Source organism: Acinetobacter sp. ANC 3813, from assembly GCF_002135435.1.
In the GTDB taxonomy this organism is placed as follows: Bacteria; Pseudomonadota; Gammaproteobacteria; order Pseudomonadales; family Moraxellaceae; genus Acinetobacter.
In genome coordinates this window covers 64,797-83,470 of record NZ_NEGK01000012.1, presented here as the reverse complement: position 1 = coordinate 83,470, position 18,674 = coordinate 64,797, and the positions used below count along the sequence as shown (strand labels likewise).

Sequence of the window (18,674 nt, the reverse complement as noted above, 5' to 3'; positions counted from 1 at the left end):
CCGACAGTGGACGCCGTAAAAGAGCTGACAAGTGTTGTTTCGCCAGTCGGGAAGGTTTTCTGGGGGATGAGCGCCAAGGCTATCGGATTGATACGCGGCCGTATCAGGAAGAGCAAGCAGGATGAAATATTGCCTCAGAAACAGGAGGAGGCGAATAAGAATGAAGCGCGCAGCAATAAAGAACGCAATCGCTTGTTATTGCGCCTGATTGACGCCGTGCGCGGTTCATCTGGCGGCGGTGATGGCGGTGGGCTGGCGGGTCTTTTGGGAGGCGGAAAAGGCGGTAAAGGCGGAAAGCTGGGCAAACTGGGTAAGCTGCTTGGCAGGGCTGGGAAAAGATTGCCTCTTCTGGGTGCATTGCTTGGCGGCGGGATGCTGGCAAGTGAATGGGGGGATTTAGATAAGAAGGGCAAAGCGGGAGGCATAGGAGAGCTTTTAGGGGGCGGTGTTGGCGGTGTTGCGGGCGCTTTCGTTGGCGGTCCTGCTGGCGCAGTCGCTGGCGGTGTGGCAGGCGCCTATCTGGGCAAGATCTTTGGTGAAAAGGTCAGTGTCTGGGTAGATGAAATGCGTAATGAAGATTTCGCAGGGATCTTTAAGCGTGTTGTGTCAGATATGTTCAGCACAAAAGCCAATGTCACAAAGAGCGCATTTGTTCCATTCAGCCTGCCTGCTATGGCAATGGGCTGGGGCGCAAAGGTCGGCACAGGCGTCCGCAATTGGGCCTCTAACACCTTTGGCGGCGGTTCAAGCGCTGGGGTGACGCCGTATAGCAGTGAAAACTTTGATTACAGCAATGCGGCAGGAAATAAGAACGCTGCGGGCAATGTGGCAAGTGACCGCAAAGCGCGTCAGCTGGGCATGTTTAATGCGCTGCGCAAGGTTGGTATTGCGGATGACCGTGCCTTGGCGCTTGTGGGCCAGATTGGCCGTGAGAATGATTTCAGCGACAAAATGTTCAGCACGCATATAGACCCTGCCAAGGATAAAAAAGGCAAGGATATTAAAAACGGCGGTGTGCTGTCTTGGAATGGCGACCGATATAAGAAATTCTCAGCATTCATGCGTGAGCGCGGTCTGATGAATGCAAACGGGGAGATGCCAAAGACTCAAGCGGCGCTGGATGCGCAGGCAGCTTTCATTAAGCAGGAAATGGGCAGTTCAGACTATAAGGGCAAGATGGGCAAGTTCCACGACGGCAAAAAGCGGGATGCGAGAGACTATGCGCAGGAATTGGCAGCCTATATCGGCTGGGCGCGCGGCCAAGATACGATCAGGGGCGCAAATGGGACCCGTGTGTCGTTTGACTGGCTTTCACAGGACAAAAAAGCCAATCGCTATACAGATGATACGGCGGAACTGGCAAAGCGTCAGTCTGATCAAATCAAAGCAGCTGAGGCGCCAGCGAAAACTATGCCGAATGCCAAGGGTAAAGCGACAGCGCCAGTCATATTTAAGCCTAATGCAGCCCGTCCGCCTGCAGTGAAGGTCCCAGCGATAACGCCTGAAATAGCCAAGATCGGCAGGAAGGATAAACCGCAAGTCACAGCCCAGAACACGGGCGGGATTGGTCAGACAGTTTCAGACAGAGGATTAGCGCATATTTTGTCTGGCGGACTAGGTTATAACGGTCAAAACGCATGAATTGCCCGTTTTTGAGCATAAAATTATACTTTAGAGCATATTTTTAATGAATGGTTATGCGATAGTGAGTAATATTGTGCGTGCTGATGAGGTTTTTAGCGGATATATGCGCTGCAGTTTATGCATTAATGCAAAAAGTTTAAAAAAATCACATGGCGTCTGCATTCATTGTGAGCGCCGTGTATTTGAGTACGGCGTTTTGCATAAAGGTAAATTTGTACCGTATAGGGAAATTATAAACAGCATACGGCGAGGGCATAAATATATAGACGGTGCGAACGGGGGCTTGCCGATTTCAAGCGCGACGTTCAGGACAAAAAATGCAATTGATAAGAAGTGCAAAAAGCGCAGAGGGATTTAAGGAGGCGTGCATTAAATATGAGGGATTTGATGCACGTTATGTTCATACAGAAGATCAGCAGGGGGTGTTTAAAAATGATTTTATTGAATGTGCATACATTGTTTATCTATTGCTGCAGCAGGCGGAAGATGATTCACCCTTAAAAAAAGCATTTGATATCTGGCGGGAATTTTATTGCGAAGGCTCTAAAAATTTATCGGTATTTTTTCGCTATGTAGATCATCTGTTTTGTGATGCGGTGACAGGGGTATGGCTTTTTAAGTGGGACAGCAAAGACAGGAAAATCGCCAAAGAGCGTGAAATGATTTGCCGTATTTTTATTTTAAGCGGAATTACCGCAATTGAAAAATTCTACAAATCGGGTGCTTTGTCATGACACAGGAAAAAAGCAATAACGTCGCAATCATTGAAGTTTCTGGCCCAGATCAGGCGGCAAAAGAACTTCTGAAACAGATCATTTTCCCAATGCTAAGTTCGATTCAGCAAAATTTTGGCGATGCTTATGCAGATCAGGTTTATCAGGTGCTGCTGAGTAATTTGATTGGTCAGCGTATTGAAATGGCTGGCTATGGTGCAGTTCATGAAGCGTCTGGGATTATTTCTGAACTAGAAGAGCAGTTTTTCCCAGAGCAGTGTGAAACGGCTGAACAATTGCTGACTGCGATAGATGATTTTGACAGTGTTTGTCAGCCTGTAGGCACGGAATTTCTGCTGCTTAAAGGGATGCCGAGCTAATGCAGCATCCCGATGATCAGAAAACTGATGATTGGGTATACAGCCAAACTGGAATGAAGAGAGATAGAGATGAGTACATTAAGCAGCATGGCAAAGCTCATGATTCAGATTCACGGCGCGAAGCCAATGAGCATGCTTCTCAAGCAAAAGCCAAACGAGGCGCGCTATATCGCCGTATCAAAAGACAAATTAGCTTCGATTTTTTATAAAAATATCCGAGGCGTGTTCTATATGGACAGCTTAAGAGGCCACGGCTGGGAGTTAAGCCGGCAGAAGAGCGAAAAGCAGCTGATTAAAGAGCTGCGCAATATTTCAATGCTGTTCACGGATCTTGCTTCACTGGAAGAGGCTTTAAGCAAGGAAGCATTTGAGGATCTGGATGACGCCACGCCAATGTCACTGCTAAAGAACCGTGTAGATTCTCAGATTTCGCGTGTAGCGCTGCGCCGTGATCATGACAGCGAGAAAAATGGATATTGGCAGGGCCAGTATGAGGCTTATGAAACAGTGCAGCACATGATACGGGAATGCGCTTGCTGAGCGCATGACGCGCATAAATACATATAAAGCATGGGGGCTTTATGGAAGTTTTGGAACTAAAAAAAGAATCAATAGCCGTTAAATACACGTTGAACTATTCGGCTATTTCCACTTTTGAAGACCTGAAAATTGATATTCAAAATGCAAAAGAGTATGCGGAAATTGTCCGCTTACTTTTGGCGCTGGGGTATGCGTGGAATGATGATAGAAACACGTTGAATGAACTGTATTACGGCCGCGTGCCTGAATTTATTTACGTTTGCCGTGATGCCTGTATCTATTTCGCATCGCCTAGCAATTACAGCTTTAAGGCGGTCGGGATTTTGTACATCCGAAGCTTATACACCAATAAATTATCACTACAGAAGGCGGGTTAATCATGAGTTATGCATGTTACACAAGTGAAAAGAATGGACGTGAGCAGGGGCATGGCGTTCCTGCTGTCTGTGATCATCCAGATTGCACTAATGAAATTGACCGCGGCATGGGTCATTTATGCTTCGAGAATCCGAACATTGAGGCTAGTTGTGGCGGGTTTTATTGTTCAGATCATTCAGATTTATCTGTGACTATCACAGAGGATGAATTTGATGGTCTGGATGATGATGAAGCGCTTGAACTGGCGCAAAGCTATGGCTTGGATGAAGTGCCTGTATTTGATGAAGACGGCTATTTCTATATTTGTAATCACAAGCCGATTGAATACAAAGAATCGCGCAAATGGCTGCAGTTTATCCATGATGATGAATCTTGGCAGACATGGCTTGAAAAAGAGCCTGTGCGTGCTGCGCGCATTAAAGCATGGCTTGAATCTGGCACGGCGCAATTTTTCAAGGTCAAGAACCTGACCGAAGGGGATATGGAGGATAAGAAGGATATAAAAATCCGACTGGAAAGCCATGCGCAGTATTTAGAAGCTTGGGACCTGATGGTCAAACTGGGTTATGAGAGCGATTTAAAGCCCCATGCCTGTCAATTTCTATACGGCCATGCAAATGGCCGCTTAGGCGTGGATTATTTTGATGTAGAGGGTGCAGATCTAAGCAGTCCAAATACTGCAGAGGGCTACTTTGTTCGTCATGATAATAAAGAAGTGACCTTGGGGGAATTACGGGAGATGGCAAATGAAAATAATTAAGCGTGGAGCGGTCCAGAGTCCGACGCATCAAGCTACATGCCGTCATTGTAAGTCTGAACTGGAATTTCATGAATCAGAAGCAAATGTGCAGACTGATCGTAATGAAGTTGTATTGTCTGTGGAATGCCCTGTTTGCAAGCAAACTGTGTGGGTGAGTCGGTAATGCAAATAGAAATCACTGCGACAGGGCCATATTACCGTCAATACGTTGCTATCGGTGACATTGTTGAAGTTGAAGGCTTCACGGTGCATGGGCATCCATACATCACGTCAAAACACAAAAACAATCGCGGTCATATGGTTGTCTTTCAGGTTGGAAAGAACTGCAAGGCTGTGCCTGCAGTGAGTGATTAAACCCCTAAATTGCGCCGTATCTGGCGCATTCATCTGCATATTAAAACGATTATAAGGATTTGATTCATGAGTAAATTAACGCATAAAGCGGCAACAGCTGCGCTTAGTGATTTAACCCGTGCTGTGGCACAATTTACGGTCTTAGAAGATAGTGTCAACGAAATGACTGATGCGGGTGAAAAGGAGAGCATTCAGGACACATTAGCAGAAGCTAGACGCTATGTGACAGATGCAGTGGATTGGATTTCGGCCATTGCTGAGGGTGAAAAACGATGAATAAAGACATAAGCATTAATCAGTTTTGCAACTTCATGGGCTTTCAGATTACGCCAGATCAGCATAAGACGTTTAAGTCTGTGTATCAGGGTGCTGGTGAAATAAACATTGGATACAGCGCAGAAAAGCGTGAGGATACGGCGGCTTTAATCGCCGTATGGAATCTGCTCATGCGTGAGGATTCTGCCACGGTTGTTGTATTGCCTCATGGTAATCGGTTGGATTTAGTTATTTTTAAGAAGGTGCAGCAGTATATTGAAGAGATTGCCAATGGCCCGCTTAAGAGCTTAGTCAAAGATATTCAATATGACTATATGAATACTTTTAATCGCGGTGTTTCACGGCTGGTATTCTTAGATGATTGCGCTGTCATTCCTTCCCCTGAGAAAATGGCGGGATTCAATTTATCTAATTTAATAATTATTGCACTGGATGCGGATAATTTGGCCGCAGAAAGCATTCAATTGGTACGCACAATGCTAACGCAAGAACGCTATAGAATCATCTTGGCGACGCCGTATCTGGATGACGTGGATTGGAGTAAAGCCCCTGAATCTGCTTTTCATTGGGAGCGTTTCCCGAATGGGAAGTGTGTCTGGCACTGCAGAACTGAATTATCAGGAACTTTTACCCGAAAAGCACCTGATTTCCATGTTGAATACCGCTCTATCTGGCGGAATAAGGAGCATGCGCCATGCTAACTAAATTGCGGTGCTGCTCAAGCTGTAATGATAAATTTATTGATCTGGCGCATATTGTCAGCGTCGAGGTTAATGATACTGATTTTTGCGGCGGAATGATTACAAGCAGAGGGGAATATGCCCGCGTTACAATCAGCTTAAGTAACGGCCATATAGTCAGCCTGACTATGGAAAATACCAAGCTGAAAGAACTGATAAAAGCTGAAAATTCTGTTCCTAAGAGCATTACATTTCCTGAATTGCAATAATGTTCAAATAAACACAGTGTTCAAATGAACACAGTGTTCAAATAAACACAGTGTTCAAATGAACACAGTGTTCAAATGAACATTGTGTTTGTTTTTTTTATGTGGTGTATAATATTCTGTATAAGGTAGAAGTTTTGATTAGGTTGAAATGGCTAAAATTATATTATCGAATATACCGCTGAATTATCAGGATTTAGCAAAGGAATGCGCTGAACTTCCACATGTTGAAGATGAGCTGGATAATGTTGCTATTTATGGTACAAATCCACGCCTAGAAATTGACTTGACCTTTGAAGCTGCCTGCAATGGTTATACATTATTTTATATTGGGTACTTTGATTTCTGGTATGTGCATACACCAGATGGGCACTGGAAGCGTGCGTCTATTGGGTATGATGATGCATTTATTCAGACTGTAATAGAGCCTAAGAATAAGAAAGAAATATTCAAGGCGCATATTGCATCATTTGATAAAGTTCACAGTGTTTTTATTGATAGGGCAATGTCTTAATATGAGCAGATTAAAAATTATTGGCCTTGGGCTTTTTGGTAGAAATTGGAAGATTGCATTAGCATCGCATTTGATCAATGAAAAAGGGGAGCCATTGCGCCGTACAAGAATAGAAAGCTGGGATAAGGCGGACATATTGCCTGACTGGGTTGTGGAGCAAGTTAAAATAATGATCCTTGAGCGTGAAGCTGAGTTTGAAGAGGCTAAAGAACTAATAGCATCTTTGAAAGAATAAAACCCGCATTGCGCGGGTTTTTTTTATGGATTGTATATTTAAATCAGATCTTTAAGCGTTTCACGACTTGCATTAAATGGTTCGGGTCGGTCGCAAAATATTCCTGTGTTGTCTGTATTGAGCTGTGCCCCATAAGCTGCTGAACTGAATAAATATCTGCGCCGTTTCTGATCAGATGGGTCGCAAAAGATCTGCGGCCAGAATGAGAGCTGGCATTAATACCCGCATTTTTATAGAGCTTGCCAATTGCCCGCTGCATAGTGTTGGCGCTGAATGCCCCGCCTTTCTGGGATAGGAATAGAGGCGCATCTGCATCCATCGGCCGCTCTTTTGAGATATAGGACTGAATAACGCTGCGGGCATCATCATCCATTAAGAACACTTCACGGAACTTTCCGCCCTTGGTGTATGCGGCCAGCAGGCGGATGACTTCTTTCACGCGCCTGTTTTTAATGTCGTACACGTCCCCTATTTTCAGCGCGGCCATTTCTTTTGCGCGCAGGCCGAGGTAGTGCGAAAAAAGCAGGATAGATTTATTCCTGAGTGAGTTTAGTCCGTCTAGGTGTTTTATGGTCGCTGTGAGGTCATCACTGGACACAAAAGGGGCTTTTCCTGTCTTCATAATATTTTAGGGCATTTATTATTAAAAAAAATCGGTATGAAAACAGTCTAGCACCTTCCATAAAAAATAAAATGCCCTAAAAGATGGATTTTAGGGCATTTACAGCTTTTTTTTAATATTAAGTGCATAAGTTAAATTTCAAAAGCTGGAATCCCGTCAGGGGGACCTGATTTTTAGTGTGCAAAATATAGACGGGAATTAAGCATAACAGGATTGCACCTATGTTGTTTTTTTTAATTGTTGCGCTGATCATCTGCGCGGTTATCGGGTATTGGACTGCTTGCTGGCGGATTACAGGAAAGTGTGATGCGCATGGGAAGTTTACGGCGTTCGGGACTGAATATCTTGTATTGCACTCCATTGGTCCAGATGGGGAGACTTATACATTTTGTCCGCCATTTGCTGACGGTGTGCTGGATAAAATAAAGAGCCTGCCCAAAGCGGACGGCGTGAGTAAGAGCTTTTCTCTTAATGGGGAGGTCAAAGAGTATGATTGCGCACAGTGCTGCAGGGATGCTGGTGATATTAAGCGCACCATGATTGTATGCAGGAAGTGCGGCAATAAACGCTGTCCCAAGGCGCAGGATCATCGCATGACATGCACGGGCAGGAATGATGTTGGTCAGGTAGGTGTGCTGGACCGATCTGCAGAAAGCGACGTATATACACGGAATGTTAGCGGTAATCCGCTATTACATGCTGCTTTATATGGTGATGCTTCAAAAAGTGAGCAGTCCGTGCATATTGGTGCTGGATGTCAAACCAACGAGCATTACTCAAGATCGGCTGATACTGGTCATTCAAGTTCAGGCTGTTTTGATAGCAGCTCAAGTACAGGCGGCGGTAGCGGGTCATACGGCTCAGAATGACGCTAAAACACGGCGCATAACTCATGCAGGGTTATGCGCTTTTTTGTGCCTTTAATTTGCGTTAAAGCATTTATTTTTAGCTTGTTCATGCAATAAATTCGCTATTACGCATAATTATTTTATCTAATATGCATAAATAATGCATAAAAACTATAAATTATGCTTTTGCGCATAACGAAAACGGTTTATGATTCTTTGGCGAATTAATATTCTGATAAGGATTAGAAATGCGGGATTTATTTATAAAAACAGTTGTGATGGCGCGTAAAGGGGCGCTGAGTCAAGAAGAGATTCAGCGGAATTATGCGTTTTTATGCACTGTATTTGATGACATAGAGCGCGGCAAGCTATCAGCCAGAACTGAACAGTATGTACAGACTTATGATGCTGTGCGCGCTGTCATGCAAGTACAGGCCATAGAGCTTAGAAATCAAGAACAAAAAATTAAGCGCCGTATCTTGCTGACTGCGATGGAAGCGCGCCTAAATGGCAAAAAAACCTTTGTGGTCTGCAGTGATGCCTATGAGCTTCAAAGGATGCGTGAGGACTTTTTTGAACTGGCTGAAAAGCATATTAAGCATGCTTTAGAAGCAGATCAAATTACCCGTTTGCTGGAACGCGGTGAAATACGCTTCATTATCAGCAGCAGTGATTTACTTGATTTCGGATCTTGGCGAATCAAGGGGATTTCTAAAGATCAATGCTGCCTGCTGGCGACCGATAAAGCCATTGCTGAATATTTTAAGTTGCCGTCAGGATACAAAAAATATGCTGATGATTCAAACATTTCCGCGTTTGTGAAAGTCGCTGAATATGCCATTGAAAACCATATTCAAGATACTGAAAGCAAGATGCCTGAACTGCTTTTACAGTCTTATGGCGTGATGCCATATAGCAATAAAAAAGTGGGGTCTTTCATTACTTTGACGGAGCAGGCGGATAACCATAACCATATTTTAGGCATTGATCTTTCTGGAATGAGCCTAGAGCAAAAAAACATGTATATGGACCAATTGAGAGAGCGCCGCCAAAAAGAAGCTGCAGGGTGTGGCGAAATTGAGAAGGAAGATCCGATATTGGTTTCTGTAGAAGCTTTGCGCGGTTTACCAAAACTTTGAACGGATGATCTATTTATGAAAGCACAGGAGTTTTTAGAGTCATACGGCGCCAGAACTGCGCAAGTCATTGTTCAAGATGCGCCAGAAGATGCAGACAAGTTTTTTTATGCCTATGCCCAGCAAGCGGTTTTTTACTTAAAAGACGACGGTGTGGAATGGCGTGTATTACATAACGGCGCTTGGCGCATTGTTGCGGGCTTTATGATGCGCTCTTTTAAAGATCTGGCGATAAATATCGCTGAATTGCGTGAAGCGCTGGCCGAATGTGAAAAAAAAGGCTTAGTGGATCTTGACGGCAAGGAGGTCAGATTCTGGCGTGAGAAAGGCCGCCAGATTGCTGAGCAGGAAATCCAAAATGCATTTTCAGGCTGTCCGCTTTCTCAGCCTGTAGATGGTCTGGATTTAGCGGTTTTATTCAAAATATCTGATGCGCATGAGCTGGTTGATTTGCATGGTGGAATGTCTGAGGTAAGTGAATTGCTTAATTCCCCGCTTAGCTTTTTGACGGCATCCCTGCAGAGCCGGCTTAAGGAATCTTTGATTATTTATGAGGTGTGCGCTATGCCACTGGTCGGGGCTGATTTGACATGAAATTTGGCTCAGTTTGTTCGGGAATAGAAGCGGCCAGCGTCGCTTGGGACCCGATAGGATGGAAAGCAGAGTGGTTCGCAGAAATTATGCCATTTCCAAGCGCCGTATTGGCTCATCGTTGGCCCGAAGTGCCGAACCTTGGGAATATGACCAAGATTGCGGAAATGATCAAGGATGGGACCTGTGAAGCGCCTGACGTGTTGGTCGGTGGAACGCCCTGCCAAGCATTTTCGATAATTGGCTCAAAAGAATCTCTAAATGATGAGCGTGGACGCTTAACTTTAGAGTATGTAAGGATTTTAAATGAAATTGATTCAGTTAGATCTATTCGAGGCGATGAGCCATCCGTCGCCGTCTGGGAAAACGTCGAAGGTGTGCTTAAAACCTCAGACAATGCTTTCGGCTGCCTTTTGGGAGCGCTTGCAGGGGAAGAATGTGAGCTTAAGCCGACAGGGGGAAAATGGACGCACGCTGGTTGTGTGTATGGACCACGGCGGACCGTTGCATGGCGAGTCTTTGACGCTAAATATTTCGGGGTCGCCCAGCGGCGCCGTCGCATCTTTATTGTCGCAAGTTCTGCAGACTGGATTAATCCCGCAGAAGTATTACTTGAGTGCGAGAGCCTGCAAGGGAGCGCTGCAGAGGGCGGAAAAGAAAGGAATGACTTTACCGCCAGCATTAGAGCAAGCGCTGCAACAACGGGCGGACAGTCCATAGATGATTTAGGGTATTTGCTTTTTGAACCGCGTTCGCCAGATGGCCGTCCGCGAATTATGAAAGATCAGTCTGTTAGTCCGACATTGACGCGGATGTCAGGCGGCGGGCGCCGTCCGTGTGTGTTGATTGATGGAAAGATTCGCGAATTTTTGCCGACTGAATGCGAAGCCTTACAGGGCTTTCCAGAGAATTACACAAAAGTACCATTTCGCGGAAAGCCTGCAGATAAATGCCCTGACGGCCATCGCTATGAAGCCTGCGGGAACTCAATGCCTGTGCCTGTGATGCGCTGGATTGGGGAGCGTATAGAAGCTGCGGTACAGCGCAAGCGTGAAGAAAAAATACTGGGGTTAATTAAATGAAAAATAACACTAATACGGCGGACCTGAAATTTATCAAAACAGACGCTGATTCATCTCTTTTAGGGCGCCGTATAGCGATTCTATTGCACTTGCTTAAGCACGGCGCATCAAGCGTAAACGGCATGCTGGATGCTGGCACTGTAAGCATGACGGGGATTTCCTTAACACGGCTGCTTAAACAGATGGTTGCTGATGACTTTATCAGTGTGCGCGGCCATATAAAACAGCCGCATATCTATGAAATTAATCCGATGCTGGCGCAGGCCATTGCGCAAAGCAGCCAATCATATATTCAGGATGAGGAAATAACAGCATGATTAAATTTATTACTGTCTGGGTGCTAACCGTTTCTTATTTAAATACAAATAACAAAGTGTCATTTTCATATCAGCTGCAATATGCCGACCAAAAAACCTGTATAGCTCAGATTAAGAAGCATTCAGCACACTATACCAATGAAGGCGCAATTTTTGATTCTGGGCTGGTGAATGAGTACAAGAAAGCCCGCTGTGACTTCGCTCAAGTGCCTATGGTGATCAAATGAATAACAGATTTTATTTGCGTTCATCGCACGGGGATTTAGGGTCGAATATTGTATGGCACCGCCATGAAGGGTGCGGCTATCACACGGATTTAGCGCAGGCCCATGTCTATACGCTGGAAGAGGCTCAAAAAGAATGGAATTATGGCACTTGCCAGCCTATATCTGCAGATCATGTCGATGCTTTGGCCGTCTGGAAAGTGGACCATCAATACATCTCTAAAGCGACTGTTTTAGCGGATGGTGTGGATGCTTATGTGCTGTACCAGAAAGGCCGATTTGATGGCAATGACGTGTATTTCATGAATTTGGATGCACTTAATTCCTTTACCGACTTCACCAAAGCATCGGTATTTACACGGCACGACGCAGAAATAAAAACCCAGAATAACAGCGCGCTTATCGCTATTCCGCATGCAGATGCAGACAAGGTGAAACGCCGTGTATTTGAATCCCGTTTATTCGATCCGCGTCAGATGGTGCAAGGTGCTGGCCTGCGCGTTCCTGATTCAGTTAAAAAAGAGCGCCGTCGTGTAACAGACCCAAAAACACGCTTTAACTGTCCATCCTGCGGCCGTATCACATGGCAGAACAATCCTTATGATTTTATGGGCTGTAGAAATACAGATTGTGATGAATGGAGTGTGGACGCATGAATAATGAAAAAAAATGGGGTCATGATGAGCTTGCAAAAGATTTGGCAGCGCATTTGGCCGCCAATAATGACCGCATGATTTGGCTGGATATGCAGCTGGGTCCTGCTGGCTCACCGCGCCCTGATGTGTTCACGGCGCCAAAGTCTTATTCAGGCTTTAAGCCGATTGCTTATGAATGCAAGGTATCGGTATCTGATTACCGCTCAGATATTACATCGGGTAAATGGATGAGTTATCTGAAATATGCGTCTGGCGTCGTTTTTGCGGTGCCAAAGGGCTTGATTCAGGTAAAAGACTTGCCAGAAGGGTGCGGGCTGATTGTACGCAGCGAAAATTGCTGGCGCATGGTAAAGGGTCCGACCTTGAGGCCGATTGCCAATGACTTGCCGAAAGACTTCTGGATTAAGCTGCTGATAGACGGTGTGACCAGAACTGTGCGGGATAACCGTTATAAGCAGAGTTTTGAACATATAACACAAAAGAAGATTACCGAAAAATACGGCGCAGAATTGGGCGAGGCTTTGAGACGCCGAGACAATGCTGTCAGCAGTCTGGAATACAAGACACAGCAGCTTAAAAAGCAAATAGGAGATGTGAACTTTTTAGAGAGTGCAGAGCGCCAGCGTAATAGCTTGGAGACTGATAAGAAATATCTTGAAAAAGCGAATGCTGACCTGTGTGAACTGCTTGGCTTGCCTGCGGGGTCGCATGTTTGGACCATTAGGGATGCATTAGACAAGCAAAAGAAAATGCTGACGGAAAGCAGCCAGATTCAGGCTGTGCAGAAGTCATTAAACAGCGCCGTGAAATCTTTGCATAAGCAGCTGGAAGAGCTGGAAGAGTTAAGATTTTTGGCGGGTGTTGGAGATGTAAAACCATGATGATTTTCATTCTGTATTTCTGGCTGTTTACTGATTATGACATTCCATTTGTCAGTGTTTATGGCCTTGCAAATTTGGTTGTTTGCGGGCTTTATGCAGGACTATATGTTGGTGTTATTTCGACCTTAAAGCGCATTTTTAAGGATTCTGTAAAGGAATATACACACATGATTTTTATGGACATTTTTTTTATTACTGCAGCGAAACTGCTTTATAAAAATATGCTTTTAGTTTTGGGTTTAGGCTTTGATCAGACTCAAGATTTAGATGACATTTTATATATTTCATTCATGTTCTATTTGATTGTATTTAGAGTCCCTTCATGGAGGGTTGTCTAATGAGTTTTGAATATATCAATAAGAATTATGGCGTAAATGCAGAAGTCGGCCGCTGTGTCATTGCTGACGGTGAAGCTGGTGTGATTGTGGGTTATAGCGGTGCGCATATTGTGGTGAATCTGGATAAAGATAAGCCAAACGTGCGTTCTAACTGGCATCCGACTTGGCACATGGTATACGGCGAAATGGGCAAGGTTCGGCCGCTGACTGCAGGCCAGAAGCGCTACCAAGAATTTTTAAATGCGGATAGCGGCCTGTCATTTGCGGAATGGCTAGGCGTGGATAAGGCGTCAAAAGCGCACCGCGAATACATGAAAAGTGTCGGATATTAAGGAATAAAAAATGAATAAAGGTCAGCAATACTTTAAAGAACATGGAAGCCTGCCAGCTGGCATAAAGCACAGAACATGTACTGGTTATCAATACGGTTGCAGATGTGATTTATGTACAAATGCAGCAATAAGTGCATCGGCAAATAGTTTGAAAAAACAAAAAGAACATTTTAAAGAGCATGGTGTTCTTTTGAGTTTTAATCATGGTGTAAGTGGATATGCAGCTGGGTGTCGTTGTGATGTATGCGCTAAATCTGGCGGGGCTGGGGTTAAATTAGCTAAAGAATATTTTCTTAAGCATGGTGAGTTTAAAAGCAGCAGCACAAAGCATGGTTCAGAAACTGGATATAGGTATGGGTGTCGATGCGATAAGTGTGTGGATGCCATACGGCGCCGTGATCAATGTCTGAGAAAATCAAAAAAACAATTAGTAAAGATGTTGCCTAAAATAAAATAGCTATCGAGATTTAAAAAATGAAAGAAGTTACAGAATTTGATTTGCGCCATCCAGATTATAAAGACCCTGATCTTAAGCCTGAACACTTTGAATTTGATGGAGAGGGGAAAATCGCGCGCAAAGACCGTTTTGAACGCGGCATGCGTCGTGTACACGGCATGTTAATAGATCTTGGTCTGTCCAGCAGTCGGGATGCGTGGACAGTGAAAGAAGAGCTGCAAAAGCTTAAAAAGTACATAGAGGATATGCAGCGCTTAAAGGATCTGGTCTGCATTGTTGAGCAGGCGCCAGAAGATGCTGAGTATTTCAATTTGGAAAACCGCGAGTATGTCAAAAATATTGATGTGGAGCATTTGGATATAGCGAAGGCTGAGCCTTCTGAATCGCATCTTATCAATCATGATACTTGCGGCAAAGATGGGGTGTGGACTGAAAATTCTGCATGGCTGGAAAATATCCATTCATTGGTGATGCTGGCAGATATGAAAGAAGAAATTCTGGTTATGTCTGGCGCAATGGAGGCTTGCAAATGACGCCGAAAAGATTCTTAAAAAAATATGGTAAACCCCGTGTTTGTGAAATTGTAGACAGCATGCCGAAAGTAATTAAAGGCAATGAAAAGTTCATCATTTACAACATAGAAAAGAACCTTTTTTACTTGGACTTTAATGTGGACCAAATGGACTACAGCGACGCAAATGAAAAGGAAATCAGAATTATTGACTTGCGCCGTGTCAAAGATCAAATAGAAATGATTTTGGGCTTTGGCGGTATTCGTAAGGCACAAAAAAGAATAAGAACTGCAAAGAATTTTGACGAGATGAAACTAATTGCAGATGCCTTGGCGGTGTTTATGGAGTGCCGCAGACAATGAGAAAAAATACAGTCTCTAAAAATAACGGCCAGATTTTCCTGATGTATATGGATGTTGTTTTATATGCGACGCACGCTACACAGCCTTTTACATCACGGGACCTATCCCTGTATGTCATACAGGGCAATGAGAAAGTAGCTTATCACTGTGTGGCGTATTTGATCGAATTGGGGTACTTGGAAGCTGTAGGCCGCGGAATTTACCGTGCCACGCAATACGCAAAAGACATCATGAATGTTGAACGCAAAATTGTTGTCTAACTGGGGGAAATTATGCATTTACATAAAAAGATACGGCGTTCACGTCCGCCACGCATATTTAAGAAGCTGGCCCAGCGCGCAGCTGAACTTCTGGTGAAGCATGGCGAGGTAAAAGAGGAGCATATAGGCACAGAGGACGGTGAATACGTTGTCTGGACATGCAGCACAAATATGGACGGCACTGAATGGGACTATACGGATGCGTATGACTATCTATGTATGACAGTTGCAAATTATGACTTTGAATGCGATGCCGAAGGGAATTATATTCCATCTGGCAAGCGCTATAAAAATCCATCGGCATTCTTTAAAGCCTTCATTGCATGTATGAATGCCGAAGCAGAAGAGCAGATGGACCGTGAGAGGTTATGCGCCATGATTGAAGTTGAGCTGTCCAAGATTTCAGATGGTCCTAAAATACATATGATTGCTGGTGCTGATGGAATTTTCAGACCTGAACACATTGTTAATTCAACAGGTGCGCCGTAAAATAAACAAGTTGTTCAAATGAACATAGTGTTCATAATAAAAAGGTATAAGCTATGATATTGACAGAACTGCAGATAGAAAATGCCCGTGAAAATGCACGGCGCTTTTATCGTGAATCGGATAAAGAGTCCGTAAAAAAGGTATTGGAGACAGCTGCATTTCTAGGCAGTTATGTAGAGTTCTGCCATGTAGAAAAGAATGTATTTTTTGTGCAAACTAATGAACTTGGTGAACTGCATAAGTGCTTGTATGACTGTACGGGGGCTGGGTATATATCTAAAGTGACAGAACACAGCGGCTGGGGTGATCGTATTCCTGATTTTATAGATATATTGGAGCTTAAGCGCCTGCATAATGAGGGTATAAAACATTTAGACATCGTTATAGAAGTTATTGAGTGATCTGAAACTAGACCAGTCTATTAGACTGGTCTAGTAGAATATTCGTGAAATACAAGATTAGGAAGACTGCCAAAGGGCGGTTTTTTTTTGCGTTAATGTTTTTTCATCAAGCCTTCCGACTTGTTCTTAACTTTTTAAAATGGAAAATTACAATGAATGTAACGTATACCAAAGAGCAGTATGATCAATTTATTGATGCTATTCGTTCAAAAGCTTACGTGGGATTTGGGCTGCATATATGCAACTTGAATTGGCGTGCTTTGCACCATAAAGAACATAGTTTAGAAGATATTAAGCAAGCGGATAAGGAATTTATTGAGCGTGTTTATAATTTCTTAGATCAATTGGCAGATTATATTGAACTAGAAAGACGCACCATTATTGATGTATTTCTTCTGATTTGTTTGGATTTAGAAAATAATTTCTATCGCAAGATGCTAATTTCACGAATTATGCCTGCTTGTAGCTTCGGTGAATTGCAGCAGACAAGCCTTGAAATTCAAATACTGAATTTCAGTCTTGTGAATGGCCTTGACCCGTCAGGTGAGCTTGAATATAAGGGGCATAAATTAAGTAAAAAAGGGTTTAAAGAATTATTGGAAGATTATTCATTTTCAGCGAAATAGAATCAGGAAGACCGCCAAAGGGCGGTTTTTTTTATGCCTCAAAATAGCCCTAAATGAAACTTTGGGGCTTTTTTATGGCTACTGGACGCCGTACACGGGAAATTACATTCAATATCAATGATCGTGGCCGAACTTTTACAGGGGTAGCCCGTACAAATGTTGATATTCAAACATGGATTGATTTAATCAATTCACCTCAAACGCAGGAAATGATTGCGACAGGTTCAATGCTTGGCTATTACGGCCATCAAGTGCGCGTCCTTTTTGGATTGGATGTGCCTGAAACGGCATTTGTGGGCGGGAAGCAAATCAGTATCAGCCCAGCTGTACGCACGATTGAAATGAAGTGTGATCAGGACGGGAATTTAACGCACCGTCAAGAGTTTCTGGATACACCAGAAGGCAATCAGGCCATGCGCAACTATAAGGCCAAAATCGGCGGTTTTTCCGCAGCCAATGATTATAAGAAAATCAATAATATTATCTATCCAACGATTTCATACGGCATGGATTACGTTCTGCAGCAGAACTATGTTCAGAACACTGGTGATGGCATGCTGGATAGTGTTGCAGGCTCAATTGTCCGTCAGGAGATGGAAACAAGCCTGCTGGCGATGTATGACAGCATCTATTCAACCAATTTCGCCGCGCATATTGCAGATGAAAATTTAATGCGGGCGATCAATGCTGAAAATGCCCTGCTTGAAGACCGCGCCAAACGTGCCGAGACTTTACGCCTGCATGCGGAAAATCGTAATGCAATGCTGGACAGCGCCCTTTGTCCGACCCTGAGCTTTGATGATTATATGAATCAGGCCAAAGAAGGCGTGAAGCTTTTGGATTCTGTTAAGCAGCCAGATACGGCGGAAAAAGAAGTCAGCCAGCCAGTCGCTAACCCGACTGGTTGGTTTAATTTCTTTTAAGGGGCAAATATGAATACACGTATTTTAACCCCGCGTGAGTGCGTTAAAGAGGCGATTGCAGATTTTTTGCTGGACTTCCGCAAATGGATAACGCCAGACACGAAAAGCCTGAGCCGCTGGAAGTCGCAAACATTTGCTTATGCGGTCGCTGAGGGCCGCTTAATTGATCAGTTTGAAAAGATGCTGGATTCATACCGCAAAAAATCAAATGAATTGCCTATTTTGATTATTGCGGTAAAGGAGATCAGCGCGCCGCCAGATGTATCACAGCTGATGGGCGTGCCGTATGAGCTGGATACAGTGATTAAGGCTGACCCATTGCAGCGCCGTGTCAAATTGCGCACTGAGCCTGCGGCGTATCACGTTCAATTCGCCTTTGTTGTTAATGATCCAGATTCAGCAACGTCCTTGACTACTCAATTTTGCAGCTATATCCGCCTGATGGAAAAGCGCCGTGTTTATGTGTCGTATTTTTTGGCGCCAGATTTCCGCCATAAATGGCCTTTAACGATTTTGGATAACTCCATTTTTCCTGATTCAGTCGATATTGAACAGGGAAATTTGACCGTTGGGCTGCTGGATTTTGATTTTTACGGCGTTACACCGCGCATTTTGGCAGGAATGCCGCCTTTATACGGCGATGAATTTACTGACGGCCGCGGCACGCAGGCTGATGGCACTGTGGGCGGCGGGAATAACGGTGGCGGCGGTGGCGGGAATGGAGGCGGAAATAACGGCGATGAAGAGCCTCAAGGCTGGGACGTTGTTATTCAAGGCGACATGTTTAAAGAGCGCCCAGAAGACACGTATACGCATGTTGAAGTAGACCTGAACACAGGTGAAAAAACAGATGAAATTATAAAAGAATAAGGAAGAC

General features: G+C 44.2%; 32 protein-coding genes. 31 read left to right on the top strand and 1 reads right to left on the bottom strand.

The window, feature by feature from the left end:
• The 12 genes from B9T34_RS18905 to B9T34_RS16425 form a co-directional block, all read left to right on the top strand.
• The coding region (locus B9T34_RS18905) for a hypothetical protein (protein WP_171265231.1) at positions 1-1,641 on the top strand (1,641 nt) is incomplete at its 5' end.
• Between the two features lie 320 nt (positions 1,642-1,961).
• On the top strand, positions 1,962-2,378 hold the full coding sequence (locus B9T34_RS16475) for a hypothetical protein (RefSeq protein ID WP_086214226.1): 417 nt from the start codon (positions 1,962-1,964) through the stop codon (positions 2,376-2,378).
• Positions 2,375-2,737, top strand: coding sequence for a hypothetical protein (locus B9T34_RS16470; protein ID WP_086214225.1), 363 nt, complete (start codon positions 2,375-2,377; stop codon positions 2,735-2,737). The genes B9T34_RS16475 and B9T34_RS16470 overlap by 4 nt, the downstream gene beginning before the upstream one ends.
• Positions 2,738-2,806: 69 nt before the next feature.
• Positions 2,807-3,277, top strand: a complete 471-nt coding sequence (locus tag B9T34_RS16465) for a hypothetical protein (RefSeq protein WP_086214224.1) — start codon at positions 2,807-2,809, stop codon at positions 3,275-3,277.
• Between the two features lie 41 nt (positions 3,278-3,318).
• Positions 3,319-3,654: a hypothetical protein gene (locus B9T34_RS16460; protein ID WP_086214223.1), complete on the top strand. Its 336-nt coding sequence runs from the start codon at positions 3,319-3,321 to the stop codon at positions 3,652-3,654.
• Positions 3,655-3,656: 2 nt separating this feature from the next.
• The gene (locus B9T34_RS16455; protein WP_086214222.1) at positions 3,657-4,415 is read left to right on the top strand and encodes a hypothetical protein; all 759 of its coding nucleotides are present in this window, start codon (positions 3,657-3,659) and stop codon (positions 4,413-4,415) included.
• Positions 4,416-4,577: 162 nt separating this feature from the next.
• Positions 4,578-4,769 carry a hypothetical protein gene (locus B9T34_RS16450; protein ID WP_086214221.1) on the top strand — a complete coding sequence of 64 codons (192 nt, stop codon included), beginning with the start codon at positions 4,578-4,580 and terminating at the stop codon, positions 4,767-4,769.
• Positions 4,770-4,835: 66 nt separating this feature from the next.
• Positions 4,836-5,045: a hypothetical protein gene (locus B9T34_RS16445; RefSeq protein WP_086214220.1), complete on the top strand. Its 210-nt coding sequence runs from the start codon at positions 4,836-4,838 to the stop codon at positions 5,043-5,045.
• Entirely contained in the window at positions 5,042-5,746 is a 705-nt protein-coding gene (locus B9T34_RS16440) for a hypothetical protein (RefSeq protein ID WP_086214219.1), read from the top strand. Before B9T34_RS16445 ends, B9T34_RS16440 begins: the two co-directional genes overlap by 4 nt.
• Complete coding sequence (locus B9T34_RS16435) at positions 5,740-5,994, top strand: hypothetical protein (protein WP_086214218.1); 255 nt, start codon at positions 5,740-5,742, stop codon at positions 5,992-5,994. Before B9T34_RS16440 ends, B9T34_RS16435 begins: the two co-directional genes overlap by 7 nt.
• A 148-nt stretch (positions 5,995-6,142) precedes the next feature.
• A complete protein-coding gene (locus tag B9T34_RS16430) occupies positions 6,143-6,505 on the top strand; it encodes a hypothetical protein (protein WP_086214217.1) in 363 nt (120 codons plus the stop codon).
• A gap of 1 nt (position 6,506) precedes the next feature.
• Positions 6,507-6,740, top strand: coding sequence for a hypothetical protein (locus B9T34_RS16425; protein ID WP_086214216.1), 234 nt, complete (start codon positions 6,507-6,509; stop codon positions 6,738-6,740).
• A 43-nt stretch (positions 6,741-6,783) separates the two neighbouring features.
• On the opposite strand, the gene B9T34_RS16420 is transcribed toward B9T34_RS16425, so the two are convergent.
• Complete coding sequence (locus B9T34_RS16420) at positions 6,784-7,362, bottom strand: tyrosine-type recombinase/integrase (RefSeq protein WP_086214215.1); 579 nt, start codon at positions 7,360-7,362, stop codon at positions 6,784-6,786.
• Positions 7,363-7,583: 221 nt separating this feature from the next.
• Here B9T34_RS16420 and B9T34_RS16415 point away from each other — a divergent pair, with 221 nt between their 5' ends.
• The 19 genes from B9T34_RS16415 to B9T34_RS16325 all read left to right on the top strand — a co-directional run bounded on the left by B9T34_RS16415 (position 7,584) and on the right by B9T34_RS16325 (position 18,667).
• Complete coding sequence (locus tag B9T34_RS16415) at positions 7,584-8,231, top strand: hypothetical protein (protein WP_086214214.1); 648 nt, start codon at positions 7,584-7,586, stop codon at positions 8,229-8,231.
• A gap of 227 nt (positions 8,232-8,458) precedes the next feature.
• A complete protein-coding gene (locus B9T34_RS16410) occupies positions 8,459-9,349 on the top strand; it encodes a hypothetical protein (RefSeq protein WP_086214213.1) in 891 nt (296 codons plus the stop codon).
• A gap of 15 nt (positions 9,350-9,364) precedes the next feature.
• On the top strand, positions 9,365-9,940 hold the full coding sequence (locus tag B9T34_RS16405) for a hypothetical protein (RefSeq protein ID WP_086214212.1): 576 nt from the start codon (positions 9,365-9,367) through the stop codon (positions 9,938-9,940).
• Positions 9,937-11,019, top strand: coding sequence for a DNA cytosine methyltransferase (locus tag B9T34_RS16400; protein WP_086214211.1), 1,083 nt, complete (start codon positions 9,937-9,939; stop codon positions 11,017-11,019). Before B9T34_RS16405 ends, B9T34_RS16400 begins: the two co-directional genes overlap by 4 nt.
• The gene (locus B9T34_RS16395) at positions 11,016-11,336 is read left to right on the top strand and encodes a hypothetical protein (RefSeq protein ID WP_086214210.1); all 321 of its coding nucleotides are present in this window, start codon (positions 11,016-11,018) and stop codon (positions 11,334-11,336) included. The genes B9T34_RS16400 and B9T34_RS16395 overlap by 4 nt, the downstream gene beginning before the upstream one ends.
• On the top strand, positions 11,333-11,563 hold the full coding sequence (locus tag B9T34_RS16390; RefSeq protein WP_086214209.1) for a hypothetical protein: 231 nt from the start codon (positions 11,333-11,335) through the stop codon (positions 11,561-11,563). The genes B9T34_RS16395 and B9T34_RS16390 overlap by 4 nt, the downstream gene beginning before the upstream one ends.
• Positions 11,560-12,216 (top strand): hypothetical protein, encoded by a 657-nt coding sequence (locus tag B9T34_RS16385; RefSeq protein WP_086214208.1) that lies wholly within the window; start codon positions 11,560-11,562, stop codon positions 12,214-12,216. Before B9T34_RS16390 ends, B9T34_RS16385 begins: the two co-directional genes overlap by 4 nt.
• Positions 12,213-13,097, top strand: a complete 885-nt coding sequence (locus tag B9T34_RS16380; RefSeq protein ID WP_086214207.1) for an MmcB family DNA repair protein — start codon at positions 12,213-12,215, stop codon at positions 13,095-13,097. Before B9T34_RS16385 ends, B9T34_RS16380 begins: the two co-directional genes overlap by 4 nt.
• Positions 13,094-13,435 (top strand): hypothetical protein, encoded by a 342-nt coding sequence (locus B9T34_RS16375; RefSeq protein ID WP_086214206.1) that lies wholly within the window; start codon positions 13,094-13,096, stop codon positions 13,433-13,435. Before B9T34_RS16380 ends, B9T34_RS16375 begins: the two co-directional genes overlap by 4 nt.
• Positions 13,435-13,767 (top strand): hypothetical protein, encoded by a 333-nt coding sequence (locus B9T34_RS18950; protein ID WP_213034168.1) that lies wholly within the window; start codon positions 13,435-13,437, stop codon positions 13,765-13,767. Before B9T34_RS16375 ends, B9T34_RS18950 begins: the two co-directional genes overlap by 1 nt.
• Before the next feature lie 10 nt (positions 13,768-13,777).
• Positions 13,778-14,224 (top strand): hypothetical protein, encoded by a 447-nt coding sequence (locus B9T34_RS16365; RefSeq protein ID WP_086214205.1) that lies wholly within the window; start codon positions 13,778-13,780, stop codon positions 14,222-14,224.
• A gap of 17 nt (positions 14,225-14,241) precedes the next feature.
• Complete coding sequence (locus B9T34_RS16360) at positions 14,242-14,757, top strand: hypothetical protein (protein ID WP_086214204.1); 516 nt, start codon at positions 14,242-14,244, stop codon at positions 14,755-14,757.
• Entirely contained in the window at positions 14,754-15,098 is a 345-nt protein-coding gene (locus B9T34_RS16355) for a hypothetical protein (RefSeq protein ID WP_086214203.1), read from the top strand. The genes B9T34_RS16360 and B9T34_RS16355 overlap by 4 nt, the downstream gene beginning before the upstream one ends.
• Positions 15,095-15,358 (top strand): hypothetical protein, encoded by a 264-nt coding sequence (locus B9T34_RS16350; RefSeq protein ID WP_086214202.1) that lies wholly within the window; start codon positions 15,095-15,097, stop codon positions 15,356-15,358. Before B9T34_RS16355 ends, B9T34_RS16350 begins: the two co-directional genes overlap by 4 nt.
• A 12-nt stretch (positions 15,359-15,370) precedes the next feature.
• On the top strand, positions 15,371-15,847 hold the full coding sequence (locus tag B9T34_RS16345) for a hypothetical protein (protein WP_086214201.1): 477 nt from the start codon (positions 15,371-15,373) through the stop codon (positions 15,845-15,847).
• 53 nt (positions 15,848-15,900) lie between these two features.
• Positions 15,901-16,248 (top strand): hypothetical protein, encoded by a 348-nt coding sequence (locus B9T34_RS16340; RefSeq protein ID WP_086214200.1) that lies wholly within the window; start codon positions 15,901-15,903, stop codon positions 16,246-16,248.
• A 152-nt stretch (positions 16,249-16,400) separates the two neighbouring features.
• Positions 16,401-16,874: a hypothetical protein gene (locus B9T34_RS16335; protein ID WP_139841284.1), complete on the top strand. Its 474-nt coding sequence runs from the start codon at positions 16,401-16,403 to the stop codon at positions 16,872-16,874.
• Positions 16,875-16,948: 74 nt separating this feature from the next.
• Positions 16,949-17,797 (top strand): hypothetical protein, encoded by an 849-nt coding sequence (locus B9T34_RS16330; RefSeq protein WP_139841283.1) that lies wholly within the window; start codon positions 16,949-16,951, stop codon positions 17,795-17,797.
• Between the two features lie 9 nt (positions 17,798-17,806).
• Positions 17,807-18,667 carry a hypothetical protein gene (locus tag B9T34_RS16325; RefSeq protein WP_086214197.1) on the top strand — a complete coding sequence of 287 codons (861 nt, stop codon included), beginning with the start codon at positions 17,807-17,809 and terminating at the stop codon, positions 18,665-18,667.
• The last annotated feature ends 7 nt before the right edge of the window (positions 18,668-18,674 follow it).

What these genes read in the sequence shown, in the direction of transcription:
- B9T34_RS16475 (WP_086214226.1), top strand. Translation starts at nt 1,962, where the DNA reads ATGCAATTGATAAGAAGTGCAAAAAGCGCAGAGGGATTTAAGGAGGCG.
- B9T34_RS16470 (WP_086214225.1), top strand. Translation starts at nt 2,375, where the DNA reads ATGACACAGGAAAAAAGCAATAACGTCGCAATCATTGAAGTTTCTGGC.
- B9T34_RS16465 (WP_086214224.1), top strand. Translation starts at nt 2,807, where the DNA reads ATGAGTACATTAAGCAGCATGGCAAAGCTCATGATTCAGATTCACGGC.
- B9T34_RS16460 (WP_086214223.1), top strand. Translation starts at nt 3,319, where the DNA reads ATGGAAGTTTTGGAACTAAAAAAAGAATCAATAGCCGTTAAATACACG.
- B9T34_RS16455 (WP_086214222.1), top strand. Translation starts at nt 3,657, where the DNA reads ATGAGTTATGCATGTTACACAAGTGAAAAGAATGGACGTGAGCAGGGG.
- B9T34_RS16450 (WP_086214221.1), top strand. Translation starts at nt 4,578, where the DNA reads ATGCAAATAGAAATCACTGCGACAGGGCCATATTACCGTCAATACGTT.
- B9T34_RS16445 (WP_086214220.1), top strand. Translation starts at nt 4,836, where the DNA reads ATGAGTAAATTAACGCATAAAGCGGCAACAGCTGCGCTTAGTGATTTA.
- B9T34_RS16440 (WP_086214219.1), top strand. Translation starts at nt 5,042, where the DNA reads ATGAATAAAGACATAAGCATTAATCAGTTTTGCAACTTCATGGGCTTT.
- B9T34_RS16435 (WP_086214218.1), top strand. Translation starts at nt 5,740, where the DNA reads ATGCTAACTAAATTGCGGTGCTGCTCAAGCTGTAATGATAAATTTATT.
- B9T34_RS16430 (WP_086214217.1), top strand. Translation starts at nt 6,143, where the DNA reads ATGGCTAAAATTATATTATCGAATATACCGCTGAATTATCAGGATTTA.
- B9T34_RS16425 (WP_086214216.1), top strand. Translation starts at nt 6,507, where the DNA reads ATGAGCAGATTAAAAATTATTGGCCTTGGGCTTTTTGGTAGAAATTGG.
- B9T34_RS16420 (WP_086214215.1), bottom strand. Translation starts at nt 7,362, where the DNA reads ATGAAGACAGGAAAAGCCCCTTTTGTGTCCAGTGATGACCTCACAGCG.
- B9T34_RS16415 (WP_086214214.1), top strand. Translation starts at nt 7,584, where the DNA reads ATGTTGTTTTTTTTAATTGTTGCGCTGATCATCTGCGCGGTTATCGGG.
- B9T34_RS16410 (WP_086214213.1), top strand. Translation starts at nt 8,459, where the DNA reads ATGCGGGATTTATTTATAAAAACAGTTGTGATGGCGCGTAAAGGGGCG.
- B9T34_RS16405 (WP_086214212.1), top strand. Translation starts at nt 9,365, where the DNA reads ATGAAAGCACAGGAGTTTTTAGAGTCATACGGCGCCAGAACTGCGCAA.
- B9T34_RS16400 (WP_086214211.1), top strand. Translation starts at nt 9,937, where the DNA reads ATGAAATTTGGCTCAGTTTGTTCGGGAATAGAAGCGGCCAGCGTCGCT.
- B9T34_RS16395 (WP_086214210.1), top strand. Translation starts at nt 11,016, where the DNA reads ATGAAAAATAACACTAATACGGCGGACCTGAAATTTATCAAAACAGAC.
- B9T34_RS16390 (WP_086214209.1), top strand. Translation starts at nt 11,333, where the DNA reads ATGATTAAATTTATTACTGTCTGGGTGCTAACCGTTTCTTATTTAAAT.
- B9T34_RS16385 (WP_086214208.1), top strand. Translation starts at nt 11,560, where the DNA reads ATGAATAACAGATTTTATTTGCGTTCATCGCACGGGGATTTAGGGTCG.
- B9T34_RS16380 (WP_086214207.1), top strand. Translation starts at nt 12,213, where the DNA reads ATGAATAATGAAAAAAAATGGGGTCATGATGAGCTTGCAAAAGATTTG.
- B9T34_RS16375 (WP_086214206.1), top strand. Translation starts at nt 13,094, where the DNA reads ATGATGATTTTCATTCTGTATTTCTGGCTGTTTACTGATTATGACATT.
- B9T34_RS18950 (WP_213034168.1), top strand. Translation starts at nt 13,435, where the DNA reads ATGAGTTTTGAATATATCAATAAGAATTATGGCGTAAATGCAGAAGTC.
- B9T34_RS16365 (WP_086214205.1), top strand. Translation starts at nt 13,778, where the DNA reads ATGAATAAAGGTCAGCAATACTTTAAAGAACATGGAAGCCTGCCAGCT.
- B9T34_RS16360 (WP_086214204.1), top strand. Translation starts at nt 14,242, where the DNA reads ATGAAAGAAGTTACAGAATTTGATTTGCGCCATCCAGATTATAAAGAC.
- B9T34_RS16355 (WP_086214203.1), top strand. Translation starts at nt 14,754, where the DNA reads ATGACGCCGAAAAGATTCTTAAAAAAATATGGTAAACCCCGTGTTTGT.
- B9T34_RS16350 (WP_086214202.1), top strand. Translation starts at nt 15,095, where the DNA reads ATGAGAAAAAATACAGTCTCTAAAAATAACGGCCAGATTTTCCTGATG.
- B9T34_RS16345 (WP_086214201.1), top strand. Translation starts at nt 15,371, where the DNA reads ATGCATTTACATAAAAAGATACGGCGTTCACGTCCGCCACGCATATTT.
- B9T34_RS16340 (WP_086214200.1), top strand. Translation starts at nt 15,901, where the DNA reads ATGATATTGACAGAACTGCAGATAGAAAATGCCCGTGAAAATGCACGG.
- B9T34_RS16335 (WP_139841284.1), top strand. Translation starts at nt 16,401, where the DNA reads ATGAATGTAACGTATACCAAAGAGCAGTATGATCAATTTATTGATGCT.
- B9T34_RS16330 (WP_139841283.1), top strand. Translation starts at nt 16,949, where the DNA reads ATGGCTACTGGACGCCGTACACGGGAAATTACATTCAATATCAATGAT.
- B9T34_RS16325 (WP_086214197.1), top strand. Translation starts at nt 17,807, where the DNA reads ATGAATACACGTATTTTAACCCCGCGTGAGTGCGTTAAAGAGGCGATT.